The 9,063-nt window shown below is 71.7% G+C and carries 9 protein-coding genes; 5 read left to right on the top strand and 4 right to left on the bottom strand.

Annotated features, from left to right (window positions below):
- Positions 1–3 precede the first annotated feature (3 nt).
- The gene (locus B082_RS0123915; protein ID WP_026250137.1) at positions 4–1,281 is read right to left on the bottom strand and encodes a hypothetical protein; all 1,278 of its coding nucleotides are present in this window, start codon (positions 1,279–1,281) and stop codon (positions 4–6) included.
- Between the two features lie 173 nt (positions 1,282–1,454).
- Here B082_RS0123915 and B082_RS0123910 point away from each other — a divergent pair, with 173 nt between their 5' ends.
- Positions 1,455–2,204, top strand: a complete 750-nt coding sequence (locus B082_RS0123910) for a VWA domain-containing protein (protein ID WP_018554329.1) — start codon at positions 1,455–1,457, stop codon at positions 2,202–2,204.
- 122 nt (positions 2,205–2,326) lie between these two features.
- Positions 2,327–3,247, top strand: coding sequence for a hypothetical protein (locus B082_RS38715; RefSeq protein ID WP_199783845.1), 921 nt, complete (start codon positions 2,327–2,329; stop codon positions 3,245–3,247).
- A 70-nt stretch (positions 3,248–3,317) separates the two neighbouring features.
- Here the strand turns inward: B082_RS38715 and B082_RS0123900 are convergent, their stop codons facing one another.
- Entirely contained in the window at positions 3,318–4,697 is a 1,380-nt protein-coding gene (locus B082_RS0123900) for an MFS transporter (protein ID WP_018554327.1), read from the bottom strand.
- Between B082_RS0123900 and B082_RS39535 the strand changes: the two genes are divergently transcribed.
- A complete protein-coding gene (locus tag B082_RS39535) occupies positions 4,659–5,132 on the top strand; it encodes a TetR/AcrR family transcriptional regulator (protein ID WP_199783844.1) in 474 nt (157 codons plus the stop codon). The two genes, B082_RS0123900 and B082_RS39535, sit on opposite strands and share 39 nt — an antisense overlap.
- A gap of 49 nt (positions 5,133–5,181) precedes the next feature.
- The gene (locus B082_RS0123890) at positions 5,182–6,195 is read left to right on the top strand and encodes an aldo/keto reductase (protein ID WP_018554325.1); all 1,014 of its coding nucleotides are present in this window, start codon (positions 5,182–5,184) and stop codon (positions 6,193–6,195) included.
- 61 nt (positions 6,196–6,256) lie between these two features.
- Here the strand turns inward: B082_RS0123890 and B082_RS36485 are convergent, their stop codons facing one another.
- Entirely contained in the window at positions 6,257–6,940 is a 684-nt protein-coding gene (locus B082_RS36485) for an alpha/beta fold hydrolase (protein ID WP_037710754.1), read from the bottom strand.
- A 203-nt stretch (positions 6,941–7,143) separates the two neighbouring features.
- Between B082_RS36485 and B082_RS0123880 the strand changes: the two genes are divergently transcribed.
- Positions 7,144–8,361, top strand: a complete 1,218-nt coding sequence (locus B082_RS0123880; protein ID WP_037710771.1) for a protein kinase domain-containing protein — start codon at positions 7,144–7,146, stop codon at positions 8,359–8,361.
- A 25-nt stretch (positions 8,362–8,386) separates the two neighbouring features.
- Here the strand turns inward: B082_RS0123880 and B082_RS0123875 are convergent, their stop codons facing one another.
- The gene (locus tag B082_RS0123875) at positions 8,387–8,968 is read right to left on the bottom strand and encodes a hypothetical protein (protein ID WP_018554323.1); all 582 of its coding nucleotides are present in this window, start codon (positions 8,966–8,968) and stop codon (positions 8,387–8,389) included.
- Between the last annotated feature and the right edge of the window lie 95 nt (positions 8,969–9,063).

Raw genomic sequence — 9,063 nt, 5'->3', positions numbered from 1 at the left:
CTGTCAGACTTCGGTCAGGTCGTACGTTCCCGTGCCGTCCTGTTTGCCGCTGGAGTACTGGCGGATGAACTCGCCGTCCGCGTAGCGGTCGTGGCCCATCATGGAGCCGGTGTACTTGTTCTGTACGCCGATCGACGAGCTGCCGGGTACGTCGCGGTAGATGTAGAAGCGCTGGAGGTCGTCCTCCGCGCAGGGGGCCGTCATCAGGGTCGCTTCTTCGGTGGCCGCGTTCTGGGCGGCGATGGTCGCGCAGCCGCCGTTGCCCCAGTTCCACAGGGTCGCTTCGAGGACACCGTTCTGCTCCGTCACGTCACACAGACGCCAGTTGTCCAGGTGGGCGCTGAAGATCGTCGAGGGGCGCAGGCGGACGCCGTCGGATTCCAGGAGCGGGGCACCCCAGGAGAGGGGTTTGCCGGGCACGGCGATCTTGTAGGTCTCGGGCCCGCAGTTGAGTGCGGCTCGCGCGGCGGGGACGGTGGTCCTGGGCTGCTCGGCGGAGGTGCCGCCGGTGGGGGCCGGGTGCTGCGCGGCGCGGTCCTGCTTCTGCTGTGCCGTCGGCGCCACCGCACCTGCGGGGTGCTCGGCCTTCGCGGCGGCCGAGCCGCAGTCCAGGAGGCTTTGCGCCTTGGCCATGATGCTGCCTGCGGGCACTGTGTCCTCGCAGCGCACCGCGCCTTCCTCCATCGTGGTGAACGTCGTGAAGCTACCGCTGCCGGATCCTTCGACCCACTTCAGTGCCCAGCTGCCGTCGTCCTGTTGGACGCGGTTGCAGTTGAGGCTTCCGTACGTGCCGGTGACCTTCTTGGTGCCCTTGTAGGCGCCGTAGTAGCCGGGCTGGTTGAAGTTCCACGTGACTGCGTTCGACTCGCTGCTGGTGGAGGTGTATTCGACCTTTACCTCCAGGCCCAGGGTCGCGCCGACCTGGCCGAGGGCCTCGGTGCCGTATGTGCCGTTGACACTGCCGTTGGCGCCGACGGAGACGGTGATGGTGGTCTGGGTGGTGGTGGTGACCGTCTGGGTGCCGGTCGTGCCCTCGGTGACGTACCAGCCCTTGAAGTGGGTGACCGTCGGCGTGACTTCGGTCGTTTTGATGTACGGGTGGCGGGTGCCGAGGTCGGCCGACGTACAGGCGTCGCCGAGTTCGGCCTGTGCGGTGGCGGCGGGCTCGGCGGGTGCGGCCGTGGCCGGTGAGACGGCAAGGCCCACGGTGGCTACAGCGGCCGAGGCCGCACAGGCCATGAGCGCGGTGCCTAGGCGGCCGACGGGACTTGTGGGGCGCATCGTTGCCCTTTCCCCCTGGTCGTGTGTGTTCGGTCAAGGGGTGAACGTAGTGGCCACGGGGGTGACGGAGGGAGCCCCGAACTGGCCAAAATGGACATAGAGGGGCTTATTCCGCCCCTGTCGCGCAGAAGGGTGAGGCACGCGGCACGCGGCGGACGCTTCAGGATGTGGGGGTGACTTCTTCGAGCAGTCGGCCGTGTGTTCCGGCCATCAGTCTGTCCAAGGTGATTGAGCGCGCGCCCGATCTGGTGCCGCTGTACGAGGCGGCGGGCAGCAGTGTCCGTGCGCACGGGCTGGAGGGCATGCGGGCCGCGGTGTATCTGGTGCTGGACCGCTCGGGTTCGATGCGGCCCTACTACCGGGACGGGACCATGCAGCGTCTGGCCGAGCAGGTGTTGTCGCTGTCGGCGCATCTTGATGACGACGGCATAGTGCCGGTGGTGTTCTTCTCCACGGACGTCGACGGGTCGACGGATCTGGTGCTGGGCCGGCATCGGGGGCTCGTCGACAAGTTGCACCAGAACCTCGGCCACATGGGCCGTACGAACTATCACTGGGCGATGGATGAGGTCATCGACCACTACCTGGCCTCCGGCAGCAGCGACCCCGCTCTGGTGATCTTTCAGACCGACGGCGGGCCGACCAGCAAGCTCGCTGCCGAGCGGTATCTCTGCAAAGCGGCTCGTCTTCCGTTGTTCTGGCAGTTCATCGGGTTCGGTGACCCCGATGCCAACGAGTTCGCGTTCCTGCGCAGGCTCGACACGCTCGCTGTTCCGGCCCGTCGCCCAGTCGACAACGCCGGCTTCTTCCACGCCGGCCGTGACCCGGGGGCCGTCGAGGACCATCAGCTCTTCGACCAGATGCTCCAGGAGTTCCCCCAGTGGGTGGCCGCTGCCCGCGCGGCACGTGTCGTGGGGCCCTGAGTCCTGCGGCGCGCCGTTCCTGTCGGGGAACTGCGGGTGGTGTTTGTGGCATCTCCTTCATGCAGTGGTGTTGTTCGGGCCGGCCGGGACGGCTCGGCGTGCGTTGCGGAGGGGTGGCCGGGGTGGACAGCGAGTCGGGGGCGCGGGCGGACCGTGCGGACGGCGTCGGTGGCGCGGCGGAGTCCGGCGGCGGTGCGGCGTCTGCGTACGGGTATGCCGGCGGTGGCGGCGACGAGCCGCGGGACGCGATACCGGAGGGGTGGGCGGATCGGTCCGCGTCTTCGGGGCAGGGGACCGAGCCGGGTCCTGAGGACGCCCCGCCGCGATCGGATCCGGACGAGGAGGACAAGGAGGAGCGCCGGCCCGGCCGTCGGCGGGCGGTGCTCCTCGTGGTGGCCGTGGTCGCCGCTTCGGTGTGCTTGGCCACGTGGGCGCTGCTGCCCGGCGGGGCGGCCGAGGACCGGGCCGCCCCTTCGGGCGGGGGGTCGCCGTCCGCTTCCCCTTCGGTGTGGAAGATGCCCCGGCCGGACCTGACCACGCCCGACCGGGTGCGCGGGCTGATCGCGGACGTCAAGCGCCGGACCGGGAGCACGAAGGCTGTTTCCTTCTCCGCGTCGGACGGTTTCGCCTGGGTCACCGTCCCCATCGCCGATGATCCCGAGCACTTCGAGAATCTCACCTATCAGAGCGGAAGGGGCTGGAGTTCCTTTGTGGGCTCCGGTGGCTCCGATGCGGCCGACAGCGTGCCGGTGGACCTCGCGGGTGTCGACTGGGACATGCTCGGTGAGCTGTACCGGAAGGTGGATGGGCAGCTCCGGTTCCCTTCGAGTCCTCGGCGCGAGCTGCGGGTGAAGGCGGGGCTCGTGGGGTGGAGGGGACATCCCGACACCCCGCCGCAGCTGTCCGTGGAACTGGACGACCACACGCAGATCGGCTGGGTCGAGGCACGGATCGACGGCACCATCACGGAGGTGCATGAGCCGGTGCGTTACGCGTTCCCCACGGCTGCGGGTGCCGGGTCCGCGGCGGGTGCCCGGGGCTGAACCGCCCGTACTCCCGCTGCTCGCGCCCCCGGCCGGGTGAGGGCGGGGGGCACGAGCGCGGCCACGGGTTTCAGGCCGTGTTGGATGCGGTGTCGGCGACCTCCGGTGTCACCGGTTCGGGGGTGGCCGGTGCGGGGGCGGGGCGGGGCTGCTTCTTGAGGGCGAGGCCGATGAAGGCGCCGGCGAGGGTCCCCGCGGCGGCGACCCAGCCTGCCGTGCGGAGTCCGCCGACCAGTCCGTGGGGGGTGGGGTTGTGGCCGGCGTGGGCGTTCGCCACCGCGACCAGGGCGGCCAGGCCGATGGCGCCGCCGATCTGACGGCAGGTGGAGGCGAGTGCGGCGGCGACGCCCTGCTGGGCCGGTTCGGCTCCCGAGGACGCCACCGCGACGAAGAGCGAGGGGAAGGCGAAGCCGCCGCCCGCGCCCCAGATCGCGATGCCCGGCAGCAGTGCCCAGTACGAGCCGTGTGTGGTCATGCCGGCGATGATCGCGGCCAGTCCGACGGCGGTGCCGACGGTGCCGAGGAAGAGTGTCGTGCGGACGCCGAGCCGTCCCAGCACCTTGGCGTTGAGCTTCATCGACACCGCCATGCAGATCACCGTCGGCGGGAGGAACGCGATGCCGGCGGCGAGGGCGCTGTAGTCGAGCGCCGTTTGCAGGTAGGTGGTGAGCAGGTAGTACGTGCCGCCCAGTGAGGCCTGGAAGATGATCATCGCGAGCATGGGGATGGTCAGGCCCCGGAGGCGGAACAGCTTCAGCGGTACCAGGGGGTCGGTGGAGCGCTTCTCGATGAGCACGAAGGCTGCCAGCAGCAGGGCGCCGAGTGCCAGGGCACCGGCGCCCTCGGTCGAGCCCCAGCCCTTGGCGGGGCCGCTGACGAGGCCGAATACCAGCAGGGTCGAGCCGATGGTGGCGACTACGGCGCCGAAGGCGTCGAAGCTGCGGCCGGTGCCGAGCGGGCGGTCGGGCGGGAGGATCCGCGTGGCGGCGAAGGCGGCGATCAGGGCGAGCGGGACGTTGACGAAGAAGACCCAGCTCCAGCCGAGGGCGCTGGTGAGGACGCCGCCGAGCAGCGAGCCCGCGGCCAGTCCCGCGCTGCCCATGGCGCCCCAGATGGAGGTGGCCCGGTTGCGTTCGGGGCCCGGGGCGAACGTCGTGAAGACGAGCATCAGCGTGGCCGGTGTCAGCAGTGCGCCGCCTACGCCCTGGAGCGCGCGGGCGGCCACCAGGAGCCCGGCGTCCGTGGCGAGTCCGCCGGTGAGGGAGGAGAACGCGTAGATGATCAGGCCGGTGACCAGCATGCGGCGCGGGCCGATCCGGTCGGCCGCCCGGCCTCCGAACAGGAGCAGTCCGCCGAGTGCGACCGCGTAGGCGCTGACGACCCATTGCAGTGACTGTTCGGAGAAGCCGAGTTGGCTGCCGATGTCCGGGAGGGTGCCGTCTACTTCCACTTCACCAACAAGGAGGCGGTGGCCGTCGCGGTCACCGCGGAGTTCTACACCCACCTGCCCACCATCGCCGAATCGGTCACGGCCAGGCGTCTCCCGCCGCTCCACGCGGTCGCCGAACTCCTCCTGCAGACGGCGGTGGCCCTTCGGGACAATCCGGTGATGCAGGCCGGTGCCCGGTTGCAGATCGAGCGGAACCTCGTCGACGCCGATATGCCGACGCCGTTCAGCGAGTTCACCCAGCTGATCTCCGAGCTGCTGGCACAGGCCCAGGAGGAGGGCACTCTGCGGCCCACCGCCAACATCACCTCCATGGCCCGGGTCGTTGTCGCCGCGTTCTTCGGCAGCCAGCACATCTCCTGGATCCAGCACAATCGCGAGGACCTCATGGACCGCGTCCAGGAGATCATCGACGTCACCCTTCCCCTTCACACATGATGTCCGCCCCCTTCCCGGCCTTCGGCGCCACACAAGGAGAGCCCCTGTCATGTCTGCCCTTACTCTCCCCGTCGTTCCCCTCGGCACCAAGGGCCCGTTGGTCGGCGCCCAGGGCCTGGGCTGCATGGGCTTCAGCGAGGCCTACGGGCCCGTCGCACCGGACCGGACGCGGGAAACGCTGCGGGCCGCACTCGACGTGGGCGTCACCATGTTCGACACCGCGGACCTGTACGGGGACGGCGGGAACGAGGTGCTGCTCGGCCCGTTCGTCCGCACCCACCGCGAACGGGTCTTCCTCGCCACGAAGTTCGGCATCGTGCGGGAGCCGGGCCGGCGCACCTGGAACCAGGTCCGCGGCGACCGCGCGTATGTACGCCAGTGCGTCGAGGCGAGCCTGAAGCGGCTCGGTATCGACACGATCGACCTGTACTACGCGCACCGCCGCGACCCGTCGGTCCCCTTGGAGGAGACCGTCGGTGCGATGGCGGAGCTCGTCCAGGAGGGCAAGGTCCGCCACCTGGGGCTCTCCGAGGTCACCGGTGCCGAACTGCGCGCGGCGCACGCCGTCCACCCGATCGCCGCGTTGCAGTCCGAGTGGTCGCTGTTCAGCCGCGATGTCGAGGCCTCGGCGGTCCCCACGGCCGCGGAACTCGGCGTGGCGTTCGTTGCGTACTCGCCGCTCGGGCGCGGCCTGCTCACCGGGGCGTTCTCCGATCCGAACGGACTGGCCCCGGGGGACGGCAGGTTGACGATGCCCCGGTTCGCCGACGAGCACGTTCGCGCCAATCACGCGCTCCTGGGGACCGTCCGTGAGATCGCCGCCGCTCACGCGGCGACCCCCGCACAGGTCGCGCTGGCCTGGCTGCACCAGCAGTCCGGCGTCCACGGCCTCACCGTCCTGCCCATCCCCGGCTCCCGCAGGTCCGCCCGGCTGAGGGAGAACGCCGCGGCGGCGGCCCTCACCCTGTCCGCGGCCGAACTCACCGCGCTCGAACCGCTGGCGGCGCGGGTGGCGGGTGCCCGTTACGCGGACATGAGCAGCACGGCGGCGGCCCGCGAGTGACCGACGGCCCCGGTCGGTGGCGTGCGGGGTTCCGGCCCCCGGCCGGGGCCCCGCCGCGGCGTCATGCGCTCCGGCCGGCCGGCGGGAGCGCCCCGAGGACCGCTGCGAGGCCCCCCGGGTCGTGACGTGCGATGTTGTGGCCGACGGGGATGTCGTGGACCTTCCAGCCCGCGCGGTGGCGCAGCCGTTCGGTCAGGTCCACGAATGGGCTGCCCGGCCAGGCTCCGCCGCTGACGAAGGTGCGGCCGACCGCGTGTGCGGGGTCGTTGCCCGGCCTGAACGACTGGAGGAAGCTCGCCAGTGGGTGGGGCCGCGCACGCGGGTCCGCTCCCTGGGGGACCGCGACCCAGCGGCCGTCCTCGCGGGCCCCGGCCATGAACAGGTGCCGGAACCGGTCGCTGGTCAGGGACCAGCACGAGTCGCCGTCCTCGGGGACGTAGGCGTCGATGAAGACGAGCTGGTCGATGCGGTCGCCGAGCCGGTCCGCGGCACCGGCGATCACCATTCCGCCGTAGCTGTGCCCGCACAGCGCGAGGGGCGTGTCACCGCCGCGGTCGATGATCCCGGCCACCTGGTCGATGTGGGTGTCGAGGTTGGGCGGCCGGTCCACGTCGAGCGGGCCGTCCGGCTCCAGCCCCGCCAGGGTCACCGCCTCGACCTGGTGACCGTCGCGGCGCAGCTCGGCCGCCACCGCGTCGAACGCCCATCCACCCTGCCAGCCACCTGGCACTATCACGAACTTCACCGCCCCATCGTAGGCGAACCACCACCCCGCGCGTCCGCCCCGTGACGGCACGTCACGATCGGTCCCGAGGGCGGTGGATACGCGCCCCGTCCTCGCGGCGGGCCGCCCTGTGGCGGTGGTGACGGGGCGCCCGGTCATACTGATGCGCGATAGGACAGGGCGGGCCGCAGGCGGCGCATGACGTACGGGGTGGACGGGTGGGTGTGCCGGAGCGCGTTGGCGCTTATGCCGTGGAGCGGGAGCTGGGGGCCGGCGGTATGGGCACGGTCTATCTGGCCCGCTCGCGCGGCGGGCGTCCGGTGGCCGTGAAGGTGGCGCGGCCGGAGCTCGCGACCGATCCGCATTTCCGGGCGCGTTTCCGCGCGGAGGTCGTGGCCGCCCGCCGGGTGGGCGGTTTCCATACGGCTCCGGTGGTGGACGCCGATCCCGAGGCGGAGTCCCCCTGGCTGGCCACGGCCTACATCCCCGGGCCCACGCTGTCCGCCCTCCTCGCCGCCGAAGGGCCGATGGACGAGAAGCGGCTGCGGCAGCTGGGGGCGGCGCTGGCCGAGGCGCTCGCGGCGATCCACGGCTGCGGTCTGGTGCACCGGGACCTCAAGCCCGGAAACATCATCATGGCCGCCGACGGCCCGAGGGTCCTGGACTTCGGCATCGCGCGGGCCATGGAGTCGACCCGCCTGACCTCCACCGGCATGGCCTTCGGGACCCCGGGGTTCCTGGCCCCCGAGCAGGCCATGGGCGAGGGGGTCACCGGGGCGGCCGACGTGTTCGCGCTCGGGGCCGTGCTGGTCGCCGCCGCCGGGGGCAGTGCCTTCGGCGGGGGTACGCCGATGGGGCTGATGTATCGCGCGGTGCACGAGCCGGCCGATCTGTCCTCGGTGCCGTCCGGTCTGCGGCCCGCGCTCCTCGCGTGCCTCGCCAAGGACCCCGCCGAGCGGCCCGGCCCGGAAGCGCTGCTGGACCTGTTCGCGCCGATTCCGGGCACGTACGCCCCGGTGGACGCCGTGCCGCCGTCCCCGGTGGATGCCGTGCCGCCGGCTCCGGTGGACGCGGTCCCCCCGTCCCTGCCGCCGACCGCTCTCGCGCCGCCGCCGTTCCCGCCGGCCTATCCCCCGGCCCATCCCGCGGCCGACCCGGCGCCCGGACCGGTGGACGACGTCGTCTTCACGGCGACGGACGCCACCGCGGCGGTCCTGATCGATGCCGATGGTGTCGCTTTCGAGTCGGACGTGCGGTACTTCCAGTTCGGCTGGGACCGGATCAGCTCGGTCGAATACGGGGCGGCGCCCCAGAAGTACCTCTGGGTGACCGTCCGCCTCCACGACGGCACCTTCCACCAGCAGGCGGTCCGGGCCCGCAGGGCGTCCTTGCTCCGCACGTGGCTGCAGGACCTTCCGCTGGTCATCGCCTGCTTCCGGTAGCCGGGCGCGGGAGGCGTGCCGCCGTTCACGCGGGGCTGTTCGTACGGCCCAGGCGCATGGCGGAGACGAGGAAGAAGACGCCGCCGAGGAACGCGTAGCCGGCCAGGGTCGTCAGCGAGGCGTCGCCCTTGCCCGCCTGGGCGATGAACGAGGTTCCGGCCAGGGTGGAGATGGCGCCGCTGGCGATCATCGGCCACTGTCCTCCCATACCGCGCCGCAGGATGCCGACGATCAGCTGGACGAGCCCCGCGGTGATGGCCCAGGCGCCCCAGACCCGCAGCACGGCGGGGATGCCGTGGCCGGCGGCGGCGACCAGGCCTGCGGCGGTGAGGGTGCTCAGCGCGACGTTGGCGTAGAGCCCCCGCACCGGCCCCCGGCCGGCCTTGGCGGACCTGATGTCCACGACCGCGCACCCGACGTCGAACAGGGGGTAGGCCACCAGCAGCGTGGTGCTCAGGGCGCCCAGGCCGTCCGCCGAGGTGAACAGCAGCGCGGCCCAGGCGAGGGCGAACGCGAAGCGCAGGAAGTACAGGGGCCGCAGCGTGCCGGACATGTTCGCGACGACCGGGGCGGGGGTGGCGGCCGGGGTGTTCGTACGAGTGCTCATGGCGGGCCTTTCGACGGGAGCGGGTGCCGCGAGGGGCGCTGGAATCGATGCGAGGGAGAACGTTCGGTCTCTCTCCCTTTCCATCTAAGGGAGCC

The organism is Streptomyces sp. ATexAB-D23 (genome assembly GCF_000373645.1).
Classification (GTDB): Bacteria; Actinomycetota; Actinomycetes; order Streptomycetales; family Streptomycetaceae; genus Streptomyces; species Streptomyces castrisilvae.
Note: the sequence above shows the minus strand (reverse complement) of the source record. Positions and strands in the feature narration are given on the sequence as shown.